Raw genomic sequence first — 22,279 nt, forward strand, 5'->3', positions numbered from 1 at the left:
TTTTGTCTCAATAAAGAACAGCCCTATATATTTTAAACGCCGATTTTGTTGCATTGTCAACCGAATTTTTATTAGCGCTTATTGGCTAAGCTTTCCTATTATCAATAACATGATATTAACAGTAGCAAACGCTATTTAAATTAGGAGCGCTTAAGATGAGCAAAGCTAAGATCCGCATGGCAATGGTAGGCGGTGGCGATGGTGCCTTCATTGGCGCTATTCATCGAATTGCAGCGCGATTAGACGGAATGATTGAGCTTGTTGCAGGCGCATTCAGTTCAGACGCAAACAAATGTAAAGCAACTGGCGAACTACTTGGGCTTGATAGCAGCCGTTGCTACGACAGTTACCAAACGCTTTTTGCCGAAGAAGCAAAATTACCTGCTGATGAGCGTATTGATTTTGTGGCTATTGTCACGCCAAACCACTTACATTTTCCGGTCGCGAAAATGGCGCTTGAACATGGTTTTCATGTGCTCTCAGATAAACCTGCAACGCTTACTCTCGCAGAAGCAGAGCAATTACAAAGCATTATTGCAAAACAGCAAGTTTTATATGGACTGACCCATACTTATACCGGTTACCCTATGGTCAAAGAAGCCAAGCATCGCGTTAAAGCTGGTGAGCTTGGCACCATACGTAAAGTAATTGTTGAGTACACTCAAGGCTGGTTAGCTCAAAGTGAAGACGAGGGCTCAAAGCAAGCGAGCTGGCGTCTAGACACCAGTAAGGCTGGCATTAGTTGTTGTATGGGCGATATTGGCGTGCATGCAGCTAACTTAGCCGAGTATGTCTCTGATCTCGAAATCACCGAGCTTTGCGCCGATTTAAATCATGTGGTTGAAGGCCGAGCCCTCGATGATGATGGCACTGTGCTGCTTAGATTCAATAATGGCTGTAAAGGCGTTTTACTGGCAAGCCAAATTGCTGTTGGCGATGAAAACAACTTACGCCTGCGTATTTATGGCGATAAAGCCAGCCTTGAATGGTCGCAACTTGAGCCTAATAGCTTATGGCTACGAGGCCACAATCAAGCTGCAACATTACTTAGAGCGGGCGTAGGTGAGTTACACCCTGACACGCAAAATGCCCTGCGCGCCCCTGCCGGTCACCCAGAAGGCTACCTTGAAGCATTTGCCAACATTTACAGCAATTTTGCAGCGCAGATCCATGCTTTTAAGCAAGGCGATAACGCAACAAATTCAGCATTTGATGTGCCAGGCATCAATGAAGCTGTACGTGGTATGGCGTTTATTGAGCATGTTGTTGCTTCATCGAAGCAAGATACAAAATGGCACAAATTACAGATTGGATAATAAAGAATGAATAAAATCAAAGGGCCAGCAATATTTTTGGCGCAGTTTATTTCAGAGCAAGCCCCCTTCAATAGTTTTCGTGGTTTATGTGAATGGGCAAGCGGTTTAGGTTACAAAGCGATTCAAGTGCCAACCTCAAACCCTGAAATTTTCGATTTAGAAAAAGCAGCTCAAAGCCAGCATTACTGCGATGAAGTCACTGGTATTGCCATGGAATATGGACTTACAATTTCAGAGCTATCAACACATTTGCAAGGCCAGTTAATTGCTGTGCACCCTGCCTACGATGAAATGTTCGATAACTTTGCCGCAGAGCATGTAAAAGGCAACCCTGCAGCGCGAACAAAATGGGCAACAGAGCAACTGATGATGGCTGCTAAAGCAAGTAAAAACCTTGGTTTAACAACCCATGCGACGTTCTCGGGATCTTTTTTATGGCATACCTTTTACCCGTGGCCACAGCGTCCACAAGGACTTGTTGAACAAGGCTTTAGTGAACTTGCTAAGCGTTGGTTACCCATTTTAGATTGCTTTGACAAGCATGGCGTGGACGTGTGTTATGAATTACATCCGGGTGAAGACCTGCATGATGGTGTGACATTTGAGCGCTTTTTAGCAGCAACCAATAATCACCCACGCGTTAATATTCTTTATGATCCGAGCCATTTTGTATTGCAACAGCTCGACTATTTAGCGTTTATCGATATTTATCATTCGCGCATTAAGGCGTTTCATGTCAAAGATGCCGAATTTATCGCAAATGGCCGCTCTGGTGTTTATGGCGGATTTCAAAACTGGCAAGACCGACCAGGGCGTTTTCGTTCTTTAGGTGATGGCCAAGTAGATTTTAAGCAAATCTTCAGCAAGTTAACTCAATATGGTTTTGATGGTTGGGCTGTACTTGAATGGGAATGCTGCTTAAAGCACCCAGAAGATGGGGCAAGAGAAGGCGCTGAGTTCATTAAAACACACTTAATAAACCCAACCGACAAAGCCTTTGACGATTTTGCCAGTGGCGCAACAAACACAGAGCGTAATAATCGAATTTTAGGTTTATAAAACCGACAACAATAGAACACACAGGACACACAATATGGACAACAATAATTATAACCGCATTGTCTTTCGGCTTTGCTGTATAGCACTGATTGTGACCTCTATGACCTTTGCCATTCGTGCTGGTATTTTAGGTCAACTTGGCAGTGAGTTTGGCTTAACCGACACCGAATTAGGTTGGGTTAATGCCATGGCATTTTTAGGCTTTCCGGTCGCGACTATGGTCGGCGGTATTATTTATAATGCCATTGGCGCGAAAAAATTAGTGGCGTTAGCGTTTATTTGTCATTTACTTGGCCTTGTTTTAACCATCACTGCTGATGGTTTTTGGGGCTTACTGGTTTCTACCTTTTTAATTGGTTTTGCCAACGGCGCTGTTGAAGCTGGCTGTAACCCACTAATTGCAGAAATGTACCCTAAAAACACCACCACTATGCTAAACCGTTTTCATGTTTGGTTCCCAGGTGGCATTGTAATTGGCGCACTTGCGTCGAACTTTATGTCGGGAGCGGGTTTAAACTGGCAATGGCAAGTAGCGTTAATTTTAATTCCTACTGTTATCTATGGCGCTATGCTGATCAAAGCACAATTTCCACGCTTTGATACGCGTACTCACTCTACCAGCAGCAATATTCGCCACTTATTTACGCCGTTATACATCTTTTTAATTGCCTGTATGACGTTTACCGCAACTACTGAATTTGGCACACAACAATGGATTGAGCGTATTTTAGGTTCATCGGGTGCATCTCCTATGGTGGTATTAGCCTTGATCACTGGCCTAATGGCGGTTGGTCGCTTCTTTGCAGGCCCTATTGTGCATAAGCTCAACCCTACCGGTGTATTACTTGGCTCTGCCATTTGTGCAAGCTTAGGTATCTTCATGATGAGCCAAGCCGAGGGCAGCATGATTTATATGGCAGCCATATTATTTGCACTTGGCGTTACCTACTTTTGGCCAACCATGCTTGGCTGCGTTGCTGAATACATTCCAAAGTCAGGGGCGCTGGGTATGTCGTTAATGGGCGGTGCAGGCATGTTTGCTATGAGCATCTGGAACCCTGTAATTGGTAGCTGGATAGATACGGCACGCTCATCGGCAGTAGCAAGTGGCGCAAGCGCTGAACAAATTGAAATTTTAGCCGGACAGGCTGTATTACAAAACCTACTGATCTTCCCAATTATTTTAATCGTCGCATTCATTGGGTTGCATCTAGTAATTAATAACAACAAACGCACCGAAAAATGTGCGTCTTAAGCAAGTAAATCGTCGAGGAACACTATGTTTAAATCTCTTAAAGCACTGACTTTAATGCTCACCGTTAGTAGCTGTGCACTCGCTAATGCGGCTGATAATCAGCTTACAAAACAAGAAAAGCAAGCTGGCTGGCAGTTATTGTTTGACGGCAAAGATATGTCGCAGTGGCGTAACTTTAAAAGCGAATCTTTAAATCCTGCATGGGTCGTTGAAGATGGCGCTATGACATTAACCAAAGGTGGTGGCGACCTACTAACTAAAAAGCAGTACCAAAACTTTGAATTACAGATCGATTGGAAAATCTCTACCAAAGGCAATAGCGGTATTTTTGTATTAGCTGATGAAACCGGACAGATGATTTACTCTCATGCACCTGAAATTCAAATTATCGATAACGAAGAACACCCAGATACCGAAATTGACTCGCACTTAGCTGGCTCAATTTACGATTTATTTGCAGCGCCAGTTGCGGCGCACAAACCAGCAAATAGCTGGAACCATGTACGCATTAAAATGCAAGACAACCACTTACAAGTTTGGCAAAACGGTATTAGCACCACCAGCATTGTGATTGGCAGTACAACATGGAACACCCTTGTTAAAGGCAGTAAGTTTGCAACTTGGAAAAACTTTGCAACGGCTGAACAAGGTCATATCGGGCTTCAAGACCATGGTGACAAAGTGTGGTTTAAAAATATAAAAATCAAGGAGCTATAAGATGTCTGATTTTAAACATAAGGTATTAGTTGTTGGCTCTGGTGCTGGCGGTGCAATGGCCGCATATACGCTAACTAAACTTGGCCACAAAGTGTTATTACTTGAAGCAGGCCGTAATTATGACCCGAAAACAGAAAGCCCGATGTTTCGTCGTAACAACGAGGCCCCACTTATGGGTGCAGGTAACAAAGACAAAAACTTTGGCTTTTACGATGCAACCGTTGATGGCGGCTGGCAAGTACCTGATGAGCCATACACCAGCGCCAAAGGAAGCGACTTTTATTGGTGGCGCGCACGTATGTTAGGTGGTCGAACTAACCACTGGGGCCGCTATTCATTACGCTTTAGTGAGCACGATTTTAAAGGCAAAAGCCGTGATGGTCATGGTGCCGACTGGCCATTTGAATACGCTGATTTAGCACCTTGGTACGATAAAACCGAAGAACTTGTGGGTGTATGTGGCACCAATACAGGCCATGAAGATATGCCAGATTCGTCACCGGGTATTTTACAGCCGCCACCAAAGCCACGTGTTCCAGAGCTTTTAATTGCTGCTTCTGCAAAGAAAATGGGCATTCAAGCAGTGCCGATGCATCGCGCGGTATTAACTCGCCCTAAAGATGATCGCATGGCCTGTTTTTATGCGACGCCTTGTGGCTCTGGTTGTTCAATTGGTGCTGCTTTTCAAACTACGACATCACTACTGCCTATGGCAAAAGCCACCGGCAACTTAAAAGTTATTACCGATGCCATGGTTAAATCAGTCAAAGTTGATGAGCAAGGTAAAGTTACTGGCGTCACCTATGTTGATAAACACACAATAACCGAACATGCTATTGATGCCGATGTGGTTATCCTAGCCGCCAGCGCCTGTGAATCAGCGCGTATTTTATTAAATTCAAAGAATAAAAAGCACCCTAAAGGCCTTGCTAACTCAAGTGGCCAAGTAGGTCGAAACTTAATGGATTCGACGGGTGCATGGTTAGGGGCGCAAATTCCAGCACTTAAAGGTCGCCCACGTTATAACGAAGATGGACATACCGCTAATCACTTATTTATTCCTTGGTGGGGTCATCAAGCACAAGCTAACAATGAATTAGATTTCCCACGTGGTTATCACTTTGAAATTGGCGGTGGCTTTAGACAACCAGGCTCGGGTGTATCGGGTGATAAACAAGGCTATGGCCCTGCCCTTAAACAGCAAATTCGTGATGCATATGGCTCTTACGTCGGTTTTGCTCTGCGTGGCGAGATGTTACCGAACAAAGATACCTACATGGAAATTGACGAAAACGTTAAAGACAAATGGGGTATTCCGGTATCAAAATTCCACTTTAAGTGGTCTGACAGAGAATTAAAGCAAATCGAACATGGTTTAAAAACCGCGAAACAAATTCTAGAAAACATGGGGGCGACCGTTGGCGAACTCCCGCCTGCTGAAAAAGCAATTTCAAAAGGTGGCGAAATCATTCACGAAGTGGGCACCACACGAATGGGCAGCTCAAAGAAAGACTCGGTCACCAATCAATGGGGTCAAACATGGGATTGTAATAACCTATTTGTAATGGATGCGGGCGTATTTGCTTCTAACCCTCATAAAAACTGTACGCTCACCATCATGACACTGGCAATGCGTAATTCAACTTGGCTTGCTCAACAAATTGATAACGGGGTACTTTAATTATGCATCATCGTAACGAACACGACTCATATAACTATGTTTCTAACATGAGCCGCCGAGAGTCTTTAAAATGGCTTGGCTTATTAGCAGCAGGCTCAGCGGTTGGTTTAACTGCAGGTTGCACAAAAGCACTTGAAGATGACGGTGCAGTCTCTGCAAAAGAGCATTGGCCTGATTTAGATATTAAGCCTGTGACCGCTAAAGGCTATGGTCAAGACCCTAATTTGGTGATGCCACCAGAATCACCTTGGCCACTAACCTTAACCGCAGACGAGCTTACGTTAGTAGCGCTATTAGCTGATTACATTGTGCCACGCGAGGGCGCTATTCCTTCAGCCAGTGAGCTAGAAGTACCAGCCGTTATTAATGAATGGGTGAGCGCGCCTTATGAAGGCCAACAACGCGATAGAATTAAAATTTTAAATTCATTAGCGTGGCTTAACGATGAAGCGCAGCTTCGCTTTAAAAAGCAATTTGTTGCACTTAATGAAAAGCAACATCGCGCTATTTTAGACGATATTGCGTTTTTAAACGAGCAAACACCTGCGCAATTTCAGCGTATTGGTAAAGCCTTTTTACGCTTTAAAGAGTTAGTGCTTGCTGCCTTTTTCTGTACGCCTGAAGGCTGTAAAGACATTGGTTACCTCGGTAATGTGCCTATTGCAGGTGATTACCCTGGCCCTTCTGATGAAGCAAAAGCCCATTTAGATCAAGTTTTAGCTGAGCTTGGTTTAAGCGAGTACGCCTATACCGATTAACTTTCCCCCTTGTGTTATTTGTAACACAGTGCAGGGGGTCACTCCCCTGCTTTTTTTAGGATTTAAGTATGTTTAAAACCCGCATTTTATTGCTCATTATTAGCCTTGTATTTAGTGGTCAATTATTCGCAAAACTGCCAGTGAGTGTGCAATTGTGGTCAGTCAAAGACACCTTAAAAAATGACTTTAATGGTACGCTTAAATCACTTGCCGAAATGGGATTTGACGGCGTTGAGTTTGCCGGAGATTTTGGCCCTTATTCTGATAACCCAGCGGCCTTAAAAGCAAAGCTCTCTGAATTAGGTTTAGTTGCCAGTAGTGCCCACATCGGCTTTGATGCTCTCACCGAAAGCACTATTGATAGCACACTGCTGTTTTACAAAACCCTTGGTGTTACCACACTCTATGTACCTTGGGATGAGCGAGCATGGCATCCTGAAGGGGTTAAGTCACTGGTTAAAGAGCTCACTAAAGTTAGTGATTATGCAACTCGTTTTAATATGAAGATCGGTTTTCACAATCATAATAAAGAGTTTAATGCATTTAATAACGCTACATTTTGGGATTATATTGCCAGTAACACTCCCAAGACCATGCCATTGCAGTTAGATATTGGCTGGGTTAATTACGCAGCTAAAGATCCAATCTACTTTATTAAAAAGTACCCTAACCGCACGCTTGCTACGCACATTAAAGTTCGTACGATTGAGGGTAGCAACATGAGCCCGATAATCGGCGAAAACAACATTGATTGGCCTGCCATCATCGATACTTTAGAGTCGCACGGCAACACAAAATGGTTAGTGCTTGAGCAAGAAGAATATCCAAGCGGATTAACCCCACTACAAAGCGTTGCTAAATCAAAACAAAACTTAGATAAGATTTTACTTGGTTTGTAGGGTTATTTTAGGAATGAGCTCGCTTTAAACACGTGAGCTCATGGCTTGGATTTAAAAAGTCGTTCTCTCATAGCTCTATATTAAGGTTCATCTTGCCAAGAGCTACTACCTTCAGTACGTTTTGCAAAGCTTTCTGGTTTCCTAATTGGTTTATCTATGCTTTTATAGAATATCAAGATTCCAGCTCCACCTATGACGGGGAGTAACCAAACCAGAACTATTTGTGCTACTTTTTGAAAAGTTTCAAAATCATTTCTTTTATAAATTACTAAACTAATCAAAATATTGAACACTATTAGCAACCCCAAGCCTGCTAGTGCATAGTTTTCCATATCTTAATCCTATTGATGTCAAAAACATTCAGTAAAAACGACCGAACGACGGCTTAAATTGTTTGTTATACGCTTTAAAACGAACAGCTAATCGTCCTTTCTTCGGTGTTTAAAGATAAATCGCCCAAATTGAAAACACAAAACTAAAAATACAATGAGAAATATAAGTCCATTTACCCACTCAGGCAAAAACTCCACAATCTTCGGAGCAATGAGTTTTAGAATACCGAAAACTGCTACGATGAGAAGAATGAATGCAGTCCCTTTCACAAAAGCACTCCTAAATTTCCGTTCTATGCATCTGTTTATATTTTAAAATACCAACGTCAAAATTAATTGCGGGAATATCCTTAAATGTACCACCCATCTAGCATAGGGACAAAAAGGATGGCTATATTAACAAGCGGGGACGATTCACATTCTTTAATCCCAGCATGTTCCTCCCAGATCTACAGCGGTTGGTTATGTGGCTTACCTCTTTGATATAGTTTTAACAAATTACTTAAGGCATTGCTATCACAAGTTTTTTAAAATCTTTTATGTAAAGTTAAATACATTAATATGCTCGCGTCGATCATTTTAATAAAAATATGTGCAAAGAACAGCTTGGCAGTTTTCAATGGCTCATTATCCTTAATGAAGATATATAACGGCTTATTCTACCAAGCTATTTTACATTCATTATTATCTCTTTTACCGTTCAACATCTTATTTAATTTCAATAAGCTAAATAAAACAAAGCATTAAAAATTAATAATAAAATATTAAAAATTGTGTTTACTTTCATTTGTTCGGCAGATTGTTTTATCTAAGTAGCGAAGTACTATATTAAAAAAACCTCTCAAGGACTGAGAATGAAAGTATTGAATTTAAGGAAGAGCTCTGAGAAAAGCACACTTGCGTTCCTCGTGACTTTAGCTGTTTTAACATTGTCTATTCTAAAAGCGACATCCCAAAAGCATCCGCTCTATGAGCTACTTTTGCTGGCTTTTATGCTTACATCGTTAATAATTATTTTATTGGTATTGAGCAGTAAAAATGAGCTGACTATATGTCGACACGGTATTTTTTATAGCTCAGCGTTTGGAAATGTTCATATTGAACCAAACAAAACTAAACTAATTAAACAATACTCTAAATATGGTTTTAATTGTGTAGTAATCATTGGCCATGGCTACTTTATATTCGCGCCATTTTATTATTTAACGTCGAAACAAAAACAACGATTAAAACGATATGATAATAACTTACTGCATTGGTTAGAGGTTACGCGTAAACGCAGTAAGTTTCAGGGCTTTTAATGCAAGTCAAAGCATAAAAAGCCCTTTAAAAAGTTAGTTACTTAGTTTTGCCACTCTTTAAGTACGTCTTTCACATACTCATAGCGCCATGAGTTAAACAGATCTGGCTTTGATGCAGCTTTACGCTCATCAGCATCGAGCTTCCAATTCCAGCTGATCAGTTGGTTAATCTGTTTTTTAGAGGCCAATACATCTTCAGGAATACCCTGCTCTTTTGCAGCTTTGGTAATTTTTTGTTTAATATCTTTAGCCGCTTTTTTGTATGCCGGAAAATCAATTAAACGTTTTAATTGTGCAGGTTGTTCGCTATCAGGAACGGCTTTACCACGCTCAATACATTTTAAAATTTCAACACCCGAACGGTTCACTTCCATTGGCTCAACACCCGGTACTCTGCGTAACGCATTTAGACTTGCAGGCTTACGCTTAGCAATTTCAACCATGTTATGCTCTTTTACCACGAAGTTAAGCGCGAGGTTTTTGCGCTCTGCCTTTTCACGGCGCCATGCGGCAAGTTCGCGTAATACTGCTAAGTCGTGCGGTCGTAATTGCCAAGCATTTTTAATATCTTTATAAAGCTGATCTGCTGGTGGTTGGTAAGCACGTTTTTGCGCGACTAACTCGCTTTCGCTGATCACGATGTCAAAAAAGCCAGCTTCATCAATTTGTTTTTTAATAATTTCAAAACAAGGCAGTAAGTGATACGTATCGGCAGCGGCATAATCTAGTTGTTTTTCTGTTAGCGGTCGCTGTAACCAGTTAGTGCGCGATTCGCTTTTATCAATTTCGATATCAAGCAACTCTTTAACCATGTGGGCAAAGCCCATGCAGTTACCATGACCTAATATTTGCAGTGCAAATTGAGTATCAAACAGCGGTGTTGGTACAAAGCCAGCGTATTTTTGAAACACTTCAATATCTTCTGACGGTGAATGCAATACTTTTAACACCTCTGGGTTTTTAAGTACTTGCCAAAAATCAAAAAGCGACAACTCAGCCAGAGGGTCGATTAACGCTAAATGCTCACCATCATATACTTGAATAAGTGCAACTTCAGGGTAAAGCGTACGACGACGCATAAACTCGGTATCAATTGCCAGTACCGGTTTTCCTGTTATTTTTTCTACAAAATCATTTAATTGATTTTGCGTTTCGATCAGTTGATATTGCACTTATACCCCTTTCTTTACCATAAAAAAGCCGGCTAATGCCGGCTTTAATTATTTTTCTTCGTCCTTTAAGGCTCTTCTTAGAATCTTACCAACGTTTGTTTTTGGTAGTTCATCTCTAAACTCAACGAGTTTAGGCACCTTATAGTTCGTTAAATTATCACGACAGTGCTTTATTATATCTTTTTCAGTTAAAGATTGATCTTTTTTCACGACAAAAACTTTAACTTGTTCGCCACTGACCTCATGAGGGATACCAATAGCTGCCACTTCAAGCACGCCTTCGTGCATAGCAACAACTTCTTCGATCTCATTTGGGAACACATTGAAGCCAGATACAATAATCATGTCTTTCTTACGATCAACAATATAGAAGAAACCTTCATCATCGTAAGTTGCAATATCACCCGTTGCAAACCAACCGTCTTTTAAGCATTCGGCTGTTGCATCTGGGCGGTTATAGTAACCTTGCATAACTTGTGGGCCTTTAACCCAAAGCTCGCCTGGCTCACCTTTCGCTGCTTCTTCACCATTTTCAAGCATAAGCTTAATATCAGTGCTAGGAGCAGGTAAACCAATTGAACCGTTATAACCTTCAAGGTCGTAAGGGCTAACAGTTACAAGTGGTGCACACTCAGTTAGGCCATAACCTTCCATTAATTTGGTTTTCGTTACAGCTTGCCATTTTTCAGCAACTGGGCGCTGTACCGCCATACCACCACCAAGCGACATTTTTAGGCTTGAGAAATCAAGTTCAGCAAAACCTGGGGTATTTAGTAAACCGTTAAATAGCGTATTTACACCTGTTACCGCAGTAAATTTGTGTTGTGATAACTCTTTTACGAAGCCCGGCATATCACGAGGGTTTGTAATAAGTACGTTTAAACCACCGTATTTCATAAATGTTAGGCAGTTCGCTGTCAGAGCAAAGATGTGATAAAGCGGCAGTGCCGTAATAACCACTTCTTTTCCGCGATCTAACACGTTATCTAGACAACCTGATACTTGTTCAAGGTTACCAACCATGTTGCCATGCGATAGCATTGCACCTTTAGATACACCGGTTGTACCGCCTGTGTATTGCAAAAATGCTAAGTCGTTTAAATCAACATCTGGCTTTTTATAGCTTGCTTCGTTACCAGCAAGTGTATCGGCAAATTTGATTACATTTGGCAATGAGTAGCTAGGCACCATTTTCTTAACGTGCTTAACCACAAAGTTAACGATGTGCTTTTTAAGGCCGCCCACCATGTCACCCACTTGGGTAACCACAATGTGCTTAACGTTGGTTTTTGGTAATGCTTTTTCTAGGGTATCGGCAAAGTTAGCAAGAATGAAAATTGCTGATGACTCTGAGTCATTTAACTGATGCTCTAATTCACGCACGGTGTAAAGTGGGTTTACGTTTACCACTACACAGCCTGCACGAAGAATACCTAAAATAGTCACAGGCGTTTGCAGTAGATTCGGCATCATCACCGCTACTTTATCGCCTTTTTTCAGACCAAGATCATTTTGAATGTACGACGCAACACGTTTTGTAGCACTGTCTAACTCACTATAGGTCAACACTTTACCCATGTTGGTAAAGGCTGGAAGGTCACTATAGTCAGCAAAACTTTTTTCAAACAAGTCGAGTAGCGAGTGATAATGCTCAGGGTCGATTGTTTCAGGCATACCTTCTGGGTAGCGTTTAAGCCAGATTTTTTCCACTCTTAGCTCCTGTTTATAATTATATTTTTTAATAACCTTAATCTAACTAAGGCCGTTTCTCAATGGAGTAAATACTCTAATGGTGCAGATAATCCCACATTTGGTGCAATTATACAATTAACTTGCTTTATACTGCCCAATAAATGCATGAATGTGCTCTAAGGTTAATGCAGGACTTTGCATATGGCAATGGTGACCTCCAGGTATCTCATGAATTTTTAACTCCTTGTAATATTTACCATATGCCTCTAGGTTATCCCTAACGAAAGGGTAACCCTTATCCCCTAGGATAAGCTGACATGGTGCGTTAATTTGTTTGATGGTTGCAATACATTGCGCCTCATCAAAGCGAAATCCTGAGTGATTTTTAAGCTTAGGATCGGTTGTTAAATACCACTTACCTGCTTTTTCGTAACTATTTCGTGTCATTAATAGCTCTGCTTGTGGGTAATCAAGGTCGCCACTTGCAAGCCTTGCACTAATAATGTGCGCTATTGAGTCAAATGCACGAGGGCCTTTGCTGTTTACCCGCGCTCTATTTAATATCGCTTTACGAAGTTGGCTGCTCATTTCATTGCTGTTAGTTGTAACGCAGCCAATTCCCTCAATAAAGTTTACCGATGCTACCATTTCAGGGAAGCAGCTCGCAAAAACGCCAGCGACCATGGCGCCCATAGAATGGCCAACTAAATGCACTTTCGTTACATCAAGCGACTCAATAAACTTATAGACGTCATCAATGTAGTCAATAAAGTAATAATGGGCGTCACTACTTCGCCAATCAGATAAACCATGGCCAGGAAAATCAAGGCAATACCAACGCTGATTTAACTGCGCGTTTTGTAACATAGGTATGTAACTATGTGCGTTATCAAGCCAACCATGTAAGGCAATCACAACCTCTTCGCCATGACCAAAGGTTAGGCCATGCATTGCCTGAGTGCCAGTTTGAAAAGAAAAAGGTTGCACAATTGCTCCTATTTATTAAGCGTTTCAACTTAAAGGCGTTTATTTATCGTCTGGCTAGTATACAATAATCCTCGCAGTATAAATAAGGGCACAATAATAAGGTTACATCAATGAAATTAAAATTAAGTCTTTTAGCATTATTATGCTCAGCAGGCTCAGTAATGGCTGAATCAGCACCAAAAAACATCATTTATATGATTGGTGATGGTATGGGCCCGGCGTACACAACTGCATATCGTTACTTTAAAGATGATCCAAATACTAAAGTTGTTGACCCAACTGTTTTCGATACTATTTTGCGTGGTATGGCACATACCTACCCTGACGATCATACCTATGTAACAGACAGCGCAGCAGGTGCAACAGCACTGAGCAGTGGTCATAAAAGTTATAATGGCGCAATTGCCGTTGATACTGATAAAAAACCAGTAAAAACCATGCTTGAGGTTGCTAAAGAGCGTGGCATGACAACAGCACTCGTAGCTACTTCGCAAATCAATCACGCTACACCAGCAAGCTTTGCTTCACACAACGAATCACGCCGTAACTACGACGAGATTGCTAACGACTATATCGATAACAAAATCGCAGGTAAATTACCGGTTGATTTAATGCTTGGTGGCGGCACGAAATATTACGTTCGTGAAGACCGTAATCTAGTGGAAGAGTTTAAAGCGGCTGGCTATCAGTACAGCGATGACTTCGCAGCAATGAATGACTTAAAGCAAGTTCCAGCACTTGGTTTATTTGCTGAAGTTGGTTTACCGTTTGCGCTTGACGAAAATCCAACGCGCCTTACGCAAATGACAACTAAAGCACTTGATTTACTTGATGGTCAAAATGACAAAGGTTTCTTTGTGATGATCGAAGGTAGCCAAATTGACTGGTGTGGTCATGCAAACGACATTGCATGTGCAATGGGCGAAATGGATGACTTTGCTAAATCGATTGAACAAGCAAAAGCGTATGTAGATAAAAACCCTGATACCCTGCTTGTTATCACTGCCGATCACTCAACAGGAGGCTTAACACTCGGTGCTCATGGTCAATATAAGTGGGAAACTGACGTTGTTAAAGGTGTTAAAGCAACAGCTGGCACTATCACAAAAGATCTACTTGAAAGCGATGACTTAAAAGCAGTATGGCAAAAGTATTCTGATATCGAGTTTACTGATGCAAACAGCATTAAGCTTAGCCAAGCTAAGAAAATGGGCGAGAAAGCGTTGCTACTTGCAGTAAAAGATATTATCAATCATGCCAGCTTCACAGGTTGGACTACTGGCGGCCACACCGCTATTGATGTACAAGTATTTGCCTATGGTAAACGTGCAGAAGATTTCTACGGTTCGCAAAACAATACTGCGATTGCCGACAAGCTGATTGATTTTATTAAGCAGTAATTTATATTGAATTCTGTCCAATCATAAAAAAGCCTAAACAATTTGTTTAGGCTTTTTTGTGAATTCAGTTTTACCAATTAGCTAAGCATATACATCAACGCCAATAAGGCTTTGCACTTCGGCGCGGCGTTCTAAGTTAGCAAATTCTGTATAGGTTGAAATAGCGCGACTAGTTTTTGGGTTGCTTGGTTTATCATAAATTGTTTGCTGATAGCTTTGCGACTCAGCTTTAAATTCATCAGCAATAGCAACAGCTTGAGGGCTTGATTTAACATACTCTGTTGACGATTTTTGCTCAGCCGTTTGGTCTGATATCGCTTTAGGCTTATCAGTAACGGTATTTTTACGGCTATATTGACCGGGAATGTCACCGGTATAAAAGCCTGAGCCAATAGGTAAAGTCAAACTCGTAATTCCACATCAAACATGACTAAATTATGTGCCATAACTGACGGGCACGCAAGTCCCGTTATTCTCTCAGTTAATATCTCAGTTACTCTCGGCCTGGTAGCTTTTTCCAAGTCACTGTATCACGAACATATTTAGGCTGCGCATTAGCTGCAGTCACTGTATCACCGTGAGCATAAGCAGTGGCAACCGAGGCCAGCATGTACTTCGCATCAGGCAGTAAAATGTTTTCATTTAAACTTACATTTGCTAGTTCTGTAACAAGTGCAGGATAGGTCTGCCAACCCGTACCCACCGCTGCCGCCGTTGTTTCAGGTAACGTTAGCAACTCAGGTTTAATGACTTGCTCTTCATCAACAAGCGTCATTAAGCCATTATCATCAGCTTTATAATGAGCGTAATAAATCTCACCCATACGTGCATCAATGGCAGAAAACACATCGCTGGCTTGGTCTTGTTCAAACGCTTGTTGCGCCATCATCTGCAATGTTGATACGCCAACCAAAGGTAAGCGTGCGGCATAAGCTAAACCTTGTGCAATCGCAACACTGATACGCACACCCGTAAAGCTACCCGGTCCTTGACCAAAACCAATTACATCTAAATCGGTTAGTTTACATTGCGCCTTTGCGAGTAACTCATCAATTAAAGGCAAAATCTTTTGGCTGTGCTGCTGAGGGCACTCTTCAAAATGATGAAATGTTTGCCCTTGATAATGTAGCACCAGCGATAAAGCTTCAGTTGATGCATCTAAGGCAAGAATATTGTGTTTAATCATCTAAGTTACTCTAATTGATCTGTTCTAAAAACGCGTTTGCCATTGCTAAGTCGCGCGTGCGGCGCATGGGTGGCAAACTTTTTAAAAATACTTGGCCGTAATGGCGTGTTACTAGGCGGTTATCGCAAATAACCAACACACCTTTATCTTTACTATCGCGAATAAGTCGCCCTACCCCCTGCTTTAATGCAATGACCGCTTGAGGTAATTGAATGTGTGCAAATGGGTCTTTGCCTTGTAACTGGCAATCTTGCATTTTTGCTTGCAATAATGGGTCATCTGGTGCGGCAAACGGCAATTTATCAATGATAACACAACTTAATGTGCTGCCTCTAACATCTACGCCTTCCCAAAATGAGGCTGTGCCGAGTAAAACGGCATTTCCATGACGGGTAAACTTCTCAAGGATAATGCGTTTAGACATTTGCCCTTGCATATAAACCGGATAATCCATTTGTGTGGTTAAACCTTCCGCCACTAAATGCATCATACGATAGCTAGTAAAGAGCACAAAGCAGCGACCTTTTGCTGATTTAATCAACTCAAGGGTCAGCTTGATAATAGCATGAGGCATATTATTCGCATGAGACTCAGGTAAGTAGCGTGGCAAACAAAGTAACGCTTGTTGTTGGTAATCAAACGGACTTTCAACAATCATGCTTTGCGTTGGTTTTAAGCCAAGGCTAGCGTTAAAGTGTTCTAATTCGTTATCGACCGATAAAGTCGCCGATGTAAACACAAAACCTGCTCCTGTGTCTTTCATCATCTGAGCGAATTTAGCCGATACATTAAGCGGTGTAATATTCACAGTTAGGTATCGGCGAGTGGTTTCGTACCAATAACTATAGCCCGTTTGTGCGGTATCAAATACCCGCTCTAACTGACCTTTAAAGGCCAATGTACGCTCAAACGGATGCTCTATTTTTTCACTACGGTCTAAGCATAACTTTAATACTTGATATAAAAAGTCGAGGTCGCTAATGACCCGGTGCAGTGCTGCACAAATATCTTTATCAGCCAGCTTTTCACGCCAATCACCTCGGCTACCATCAACCCCAAACTGCAAGCGTAAATCTGCCACGCTGGTTTCTAACTTGTTGAGGGTTTTACCTAATTGCAGCATATCAGGGATATCGGCACGGTAAATTGCTCGTAAGTCATTAATTAAATCCACCAGCTTTTTGGTGCTAACACTTTCACCAAAATAGTCACTGGCAATTTCACTGAGCTGATGAGCCTCATCAAAAATATAGGCGTCTGCCGTAGGCATTAATTCAGCAAAGCCTGTGTCTTTTACAGCCATATCTGCAAAGAATAAATGATGGTTGATCACCACCACGTCAGCTTCCATGGCATTTAAGCGGGCTTTACGAATATAGCAATCTTGAAAATCGGGGCACTCTTTACCTAAACAGTTATCAGCCGTTGAGCTAACATAAGGCAGTACTTTGGCGTCTTCTTCTATGCCAATACAATCTGCTAAATCGCCTGAACGGGTTTCACTGGCAAACTTTGCCACCATCGCGAGTTGATGCATTACATCAGGATCATCTGTTGGAACATGCGCAACATGCTGACTTAAGCGATAGGTACACAAATAATTCGCGCGTCCTTTCAAAAGGGCGACTTTTTTAGTGGCGCTCAGTGCTTTGACTAAGTTGGGTAAATCACGGTGAAACAACTGCTCTTGTAGTGCTTTTGAACCCGTTGAGATGATGGTTTTGCCTTTTGATTTTAACGCAGGCGCTAAGTAAGCATAGGTTTTACCCGTGCCTGTGCCCGCCTCAACCACTAATTGGTGACGTTTTTTTAAGGCATCGTCAACTGCAACAGCCATGTCAATTTGTGGCTGCCGAGGAGTATATCCATCAAGAGAAAGTGCAAGGGGGCCAGTGGCACTGAAAAGTTGTTTGATAAACTTCGCCAATAGATTAAAAGTGATGGGCAGATTTTACGTAACTGACTTGCCAAGGGCAAGACTAAATGAGGAAGCAAGGCTTCCTCATGGTTAAAAGTATGATTGGGTTTAAATCATTGTCCTTGAATCGTTAATGTAACGCCCGATGCAGCTCGGTAACCTTGTAAATCTATGTACCAAGTGCCAGCTTGTGGGTTATCAAATTGACAACTTTCTTCGTTACCATTTTTGTACGGCCGACATAGATAATTTGAACTTGTTGACGCTGAGCCATAGTTAACATACAAATCTGCATCGCCACTACCGCCTGAAATAGTCATTGTTAAATTACTTAGGCCTGCGGGTATTTGTTGAGTAAAGCGCTGCCAACTTCCGGTAGCCACACTCACGTTTGTCTCAGTTCGGTCAACGTTTTCGCCGCCACCTGAGGTGCTATAACTTCCCGTGAGTGACACATTCGAAATCTCATTCCACGCTTCAACCATAACATGATACATGCCAGTTTGAACTGACGAGATCACACAACTTTCATTACTTGTAGAGGTTGTACTTTTACAATCAAAGTCCTGTAAGGTCGGCTTACTACCAAATTTAACGTATAAATCGGCATCGCCCGAGCCGCCCTCGGTGACAAACTCAAGGTTACTGCTCATTGCAGGTACCTCAAGCGTAAAGAATAACTGATCTTTTGCTGCGCCCGACAAACCTGTTTTAGCTACGCCATTTTCAAGCTGATTAGTCGGCTCAGTTACCACATCACCAGCGTTCTTTGCCATTTCAGCAACATAGCTCACTGCCAATTTTGCAAATTTACTCGCGTGAGCCGCATCAAATTGGCCATCATTTGATGTGTGGATCAATGGGTTAATATCACTCATTGTTGATTCAAATGGCATTGAGGCGGCAAACCCTTGTTGATACCAAGAGGCATGATCTGAGCAGCCATAACCACATTGATCAAAGCCATAGCTCACTGTGGGCTGGTAAGCATCGAGCAACTGCGATAAATACTGATTTTGCGAAGAGTTTGTGTAATCGGTCATCATCACAATATCTGTGCTGCTGCCGTTATTGCCAGTCATATCAAACTGCACCATACCTACAACATTCTTACCCTGAGTTTTATAACTCTGAGCAATATCTTTTGAGCCCCTAAGGCCCACTTCTTCAGCGGCAAACCCCATAATTTGAATGGTTCGCTGAGGTTGGTAGTTATTTTCCACAATTGCTTTGAGGGTTTGTGTGAGCACTGCAATACCCGAGGCATTATCATCTGCACCAGGAGCTCGACCATTACTTGGATTAGACTGATTGATTGAGTCTAAATGACCACCAATAACGACGATTTCATCTGCTTTTTCTGCACCAGGAATGGTCACAATAACTGATGATTGCGAAAAACTATGGTTAAAATACTCCACGCTTATATCACTGCGGCTACTGGCTATTTGCTGCCAATGGCTCTTTAACCAATCAGCTGCATCAACACCACTTTGCACTGAATAATATCGGTTATGAAAGTTCATCATGCTATTAACCGTATCGCTCAGTTCGCTACTATCAATCGATGATATTAGTGCGTTAACTGTCGCGGCATTATCAATACTGTAGTTTACTAGGCTCGCATTCATAGCTGTCTGAGCTACAGTATTTAATTGCTGAGTATAGAGCTCGGCATCTGCTAATGAGTCATGGGCTACAAAACCACCGCAGCGATGATAGTTATCGTGCATAAACTCACTTAATCCAGCGATATCCTGCTTGTTAACGCGCATAAAATTAACTTGATTCAAAGCCGATTTTTGCATCGCAAAATTACTGCTTTGTTTACGTTTACTTACTGTATCTTGTTGAAAGTGCTCTGCAGCAAGGGCATCAATGGTGACCCAAATTGTTTCGTCTTGCGCTGCATAACTTAGTTGGCTCAGTGACAGTGTGGCAAAGCCCATTAAGCACTGTGTTAGACGGGTTGTCATAATCAATCCTTTTATGATTTGCATTTTAATGAAAATAAAAAAAGGGAGCCGAAGCTCCCTAAAAGGGTGGCTAGTTAGCCGAAATGGTGAGTGTTACACCACTTGCAGCGCGATAGCCGCGAAGGTCGATATACCAAGTACCCGCTTGTGGGTTTGTAAATGTGCAGGTTTCGCTATTGCCGTTTTTATAAGGACGGCAATCATAGCTAGATGTTGTCGATTGCGAACCAAAGTTCACATACAAGTCAGCATCACCAGAGCCACCAGAAATAGTCACATCAAGTGATGAATAACCCGCATCTAGCTCTTGCGTGAAACGAGTCCAGCTATTTGTGCCAACACTTAAGTTAGACTCAGTACGGTTTATTGGTGTTACACCACCACCGCTGCCCGAATCAAAGCTACCTGTAAGTGATACACCAGAAATTTGATTCCACGCTTCTACCATTACGTAGTAAGTACCCGCTTGCACATTACTAATAGCGCAGCTTTCTGTGCTAGTAGATGAAGTACTTTTACAATCAAAGTTGCTCAGTGTTGGTTTTGCGCCATACATAACGTAAAGGTCTGCATCACCACTTCCACCAGTTGTATTGAATTGTAAATTCGTTGCACCTGCTGGCACTTCAAGAGTAAAGAACATTTGATCTTTCGCCGCACCACTGATCCCAGTGCGTGCAACGCCATTAGTTAGTTCTTCATCACCGCTTGGAGGTGGCTCAGTCGTACCACAGCTACTACCCGCACTTAAGCTTGAAGTCACACCCACCGCCGCAAGTGCCGCTTGAACATCGGCTGGGTCATAGCTTAAATCACACGCCGCATCCATCACGCCATTACCTGCTAAATCCCAGTTTGTGCTGGCTGTCCAGTAAAGTTGGTTAGCACGCGCCATCACAACAAACGCCTTTTGCGTATCCCAACCTGGTGTGGTTGCAAGGTTATAAAATGCCTTGTTGAATACACCTGAGCTGTAATGTACATCCATACCAGAGTAATAGTTGTTTTGATGATCAATTGAGCTGCCATCTTGGGTTGGGTTATTCATGTAACGTAATGCACCGTTACCTTTAAAGATTTCCTGACCCACTAACCAGTCATTTGAGCCTTTCATGTAAAACTCGGCCGCTTCACCTGCCATATCAGAGAACGCTTCGTTCAAACCACCTGATTTACCAGAATAAACGAGGCCTGAGTTTTGTTCGGTAAAACCATGGCTTACTTCATGCGCTGATACGTCAAGACTAACCAGTGGATAGAAGGTATTTTGACCATCACCAAAGGTCATAGCACTACCATCCCAAAACGCATTTTCGTAATTACTGCCGTAATGAACGCGCATTTTTAATTGGAAAGTTAATGGTGCAGTGCCTACCCAATCGTTATACATATTAAAAATTACATTACCGAAATAATGCGCATCATTTAAAGGCGAGTACGCACCATTAATCTCTTTGAAGGTATTTTCAGGACATGTAAACGAATACGCTGTTGAACCACTTGTATTTCCATTTAAGTTAATGGTTCTTACATTGGCGTTATTCATCGTACAAGTATTGCCAGATTGGGTAACATCTAGACTATCAAAGTCAGTACCATAGATGTATTTACCGGTTTTTAAGTTACCACCTGGTCCTGTTGCACTGGCATGTTGTAAGTTATCGAAGCTAAATAAAACTTCACCGCTGTTGGCATCAATAATTTGATACGGACGAGATGGGTTATCACCATAAGTCACATAAGATACTTCATACACTAGGTGTGCAACGCTGTCTTCATCAAGCCAAATTGCTAAACGTGACTGTTCATTATGCTTTTTTAACCCAACCGATTTAATTCCAGCAGGTGAGTTCGCAAGGCCTTTCGCCATTGCTTTTTTCTTGTTAAGTGCCGGAGACACTGAGTCGATGTCGGCGGCGATATCATACACTGCTGCACCATGTGCACGTTTTAATTGGCCATTACCATCAAATGTTAGGCTAACCGTATCGCCGATAACTGGTAGACCTTGATACATCTGCTGATAACGACGCGTAGTGTTGCCGTTACTGGTTTTGATTTCTTTTAATACAACTAAATCATTCCCTGCACCTAAACCAACTAACTGATTTGGATTTGCACTCAATACTGATGACGCATTGGTTTGCAAAGCTTGGTTAATCCCTGTTTGTTCGTTTAGGTATTTCTTGTTCGCAGCTACTGCACTTGTTGCTTGAGTCAAAGCAAAAGCAGCAAGAGTTGCTAATGTGATTTTAGATAAATTCACGTTTACGCTCCGTTAGATTGTTATGTATTTAATATTTTCCTAGTAACCGGACTGCACTGTTCCCGATTAGTGACCAGCCTAGATTGAATGGAGCGAAATTGAAAATGAAACAAAAAATTTACAAATAAAGTATTAGCTCTAAAATAAAATTCCTTAATTAACAGTAGGATAATAAATTTTAAGTTTATTAATTGTTAACAGATAAGCCGACTGTGTAAATTTATTGATACAAAATAATAACATTTATTAAACATTTGTACCTTTTATTTGTTTTTATTTTGCTTACCTTATTATTTTTGATTCACAGCTAAAAGGATTAGATATCCATAAAAAAGTCTGGGTACATAACTTGCAGCAATGCCAA

The 22,279-nt window shown here is 41.8% G+C and carries 18 protein-coding genes; 9 read left to right on the forward strand and 9 right to left on the reverse strand.

All coding sequences use genetic code 11. From position 1 onward, the window contains the following. Nucleotides 1–155 precede the first annotated feature (155 nt). From EXT43_RS17890 to EXT43_RS17920, 7 genes are all read left to right on the forward strand, one after another. Nucleotides 156–1,316, forward strand: a complete 1,161-nt coding sequence (locus tag EXT43_RS17890; protein WP_063528961.1) for a Gfo/Idh/MocA family oxidoreductase — start codon at nucleotides 156–158, stop codon at nucleotides 1,314–1,316. 6 nt (nucleotides 1,317–1,322) lie between these two features. Further along, on the forward strand, nucleotides 1,323–2,375 hold the full coding sequence (locus EXT43_RS17895; protein ID WP_130167601.1) for a sugar phosphate isomerase/epimerase: 1,053 nt from the start codon (nucleotides 1,323–1,325) through the stop codon (nucleotides 2,373–2,375). 34 nt (nucleotides 2,376–2,409) lie between these two features. Then, complete coding sequence (locus EXT43_RS17900) at nucleotides 2,410–3,630, forward strand: MFS transporter (RefSeq protein ID WP_130167602.1); 1,221 nt, start codon at nucleotides 2,410–2,412, stop codon at nucleotides 3,628–3,630. Between the two features lie 24 nt (nucleotides 3,631–3,654). Next, entirely contained in the window at nucleotides 3,655–4,347 is a 693-nt protein-coding gene (locus tag EXT43_RS17905) for a DUF1080 domain-containing protein (RefSeq protein WP_130167603.1), read from the forward strand. Between the two features lies 1 nt (nucleotide 4,348). Then, nucleotides 4,349–6,028 (forward strand): GMC family oxidoreductase, encoded by a 1,680-nt coding sequence (locus EXT43_RS17910; RefSeq protein ID WP_062565634.1) that lies wholly within the window; start codon nucleotides 4,349–4,351, stop codon nucleotides 6,026–6,028. A 2-nt stretch (nucleotides 6,029–6,030) separates the two neighbouring features. Next, nucleotides 6,031–6,786 carry a gluconate 2-dehydrogenase subunit 3 family protein gene (locus EXT43_RS17915; RefSeq protein WP_130167604.1) on the forward strand — a complete coding sequence of 252 codons (756 nt, stop codon included), beginning with the start codon at nucleotides 6,031–6,033 and terminating at the stop codon, nucleotides 6,784–6,786. Nucleotides 6,787–6,854: 68 nt separating this feature from the next. Further along, complete coding sequence (locus tag EXT43_RS17920) at nucleotides 6,855–7,685, forward strand: sugar phosphate isomerase/epimerase (protein ID WP_130167605.1); 831 nt, start codon at nucleotides 6,855–6,857, stop codon at nucleotides 7,683–7,685. A gap of 80 nt (nucleotides 7,686–7,765) precedes the next feature. Here EXT43_RS17920 and EXT43_RS17925 read toward each other — a convergent pair whose 3' ends face one another. Continuing rightward, nucleotides 7,766–8,017, reverse strand: a complete 252-nt coding sequence (locus EXT43_RS17925; RefSeq protein WP_130167606.1) for a hypothetical protein — start codon at nucleotides 8,015–8,017, stop codon at nucleotides 7,766–7,768. Nucleotides 8,018–8,871: 854 nt separating this feature from the next. Between EXT43_RS17925 and EXT43_RS17930 the strand changes: the two genes are divergently transcribed. Next, nucleotides 8,872–9,318, forward strand: coding sequence for a hypothetical protein (locus tag EXT43_RS17930; RefSeq protein WP_130167607.1), 447 nt, complete (start codon nucleotides 8,872–8,874; stop codon nucleotides 9,316–9,318). Between the two features lie 41 nt (nucleotides 9,319–9,359). Here EXT43_RS17930 and rnd read toward each other — a convergent pair whose 3' ends face one another. From rnd to EXT43_RS17945, 3 genes are all read right to left on the reverse strand, one after another. Then, nucleotides 9,360–10,490: a ribonuclease D gene (gene rnd / locus EXT43_RS17935; protein ID WP_062565640.1), complete on the reverse strand. Its 1,131-nt coding sequence runs from the start codon at nucleotides 10,488–10,490 to the stop codon at nucleotides 9,360–9,362. A 48-nt stretch (nucleotides 10,491–10,538) separates the two neighbouring features. Then, nucleotides 10,539–12,200 (reverse strand): long-chain-fatty-acid--CoA ligase FadD, encoded by a 1,662-nt coding sequence (fadD, locus tag EXT43_RS17940; protein ID WP_130167608.1) that lies wholly within the window; start codon nucleotides 12,198–12,200, stop codon nucleotides 10,539–10,541. A gap of 117 nt (nucleotides 12,201–12,317) precedes the next feature. After that, entirely contained in the window at nucleotides 12,318–13,169 is an 852-nt protein-coding gene (locus EXT43_RS17945; RefSeq protein WP_063527641.1) for an alpha/beta hydrolase, read from the reverse strand. Between the two features lie 110 nt (nucleotides 13,170–13,279). On the opposite strand from EXT43_RS17945, the gene EXT43_RS17950 reads away from it, so the two are divergent. After that, entirely contained in the window at nucleotides 13,280–14,569 is a 1,290-nt protein-coding gene (locus EXT43_RS17950) for an alkaline phosphatase (RefSeq protein WP_063527640.1), read from the forward strand. 81 nt (nucleotides 14,570–14,650) lie between these two features. On the opposite strand, the gene EXT43_RS17955 is transcribed toward EXT43_RS17950, so the two are convergent. From EXT43_RS17955 to EXT43_RS17975, 5 genes are all read right to left on the reverse strand, one after another. Next, nucleotides 14,651–14,974: a hypothetical protein gene (locus EXT43_RS17955; protein WP_062565644.1), complete on the reverse strand. Its 324-nt coding sequence runs from the start codon at nucleotides 14,972–14,974 to the stop codon at nucleotides 14,651–14,653. Nucleotides 14,975–15,062: 88 nt separating this feature from the next. After that, nucleotides 15,063–15,755 (reverse strand): tRNA (adenosine(37)-N6)-threonylcarbamoyltransferase complex dimerization subunit type 1 TsaB, encoded by a 693-nt coding sequence (gene tsaB, locus EXT43_RS17960; protein ID WP_063527639.1) that lies wholly within the window; start codon nucleotides 15,753–15,755, stop codon nucleotides 15,063–15,065. A 10-nt stretch (nucleotides 15,756–15,765) separates the two neighbouring features. Further along, a complete protein-coding gene (locus EXT43_RS17965) occupies nucleotides 15,766–17,682 on the reverse strand; it encodes an ATP-dependent DNA helicase (protein ID WP_054563876.1) in 1,917 nt (638 codons plus the stop codon). A 104-nt stretch (nucleotides 17,683–17,786) separates the two neighbouring features. Further along, entirely contained in the window at nucleotides 17,787–19,622 is a 1,836-nt protein-coding gene (locus EXT43_RS17970) for a M28 family metallopeptidase (protein WP_130167763.1), read from the reverse strand. Nucleotides 19,623–19,719: 97 nt separating this feature from the next. Further along, nucleotides 19,720–21,915: a pre-peptidase C-terminal domain-containing protein gene (locus EXT43_RS17975; protein ID WP_130167609.1), complete on the reverse strand. Its 2,196-nt coding sequence runs from the start codon at nucleotides 21,913–21,915 to the stop codon at nucleotides 19,720–19,722. Nucleotides 21,916–22,279: the final 364 nt, after the last annotated feature.

It is taken from the genome of Pseudoalteromonas sp. CO109Y, from assembly GCF_004208935.1.
In the GTDB taxonomy this organism is placed as follows: Bacteria; Pseudomonadota; Gammaproteobacteria; order Enterobacterales; family Alteromonadaceae; genus Pseudoalteromonas; species Pseudoalteromonas shioyasakiensis.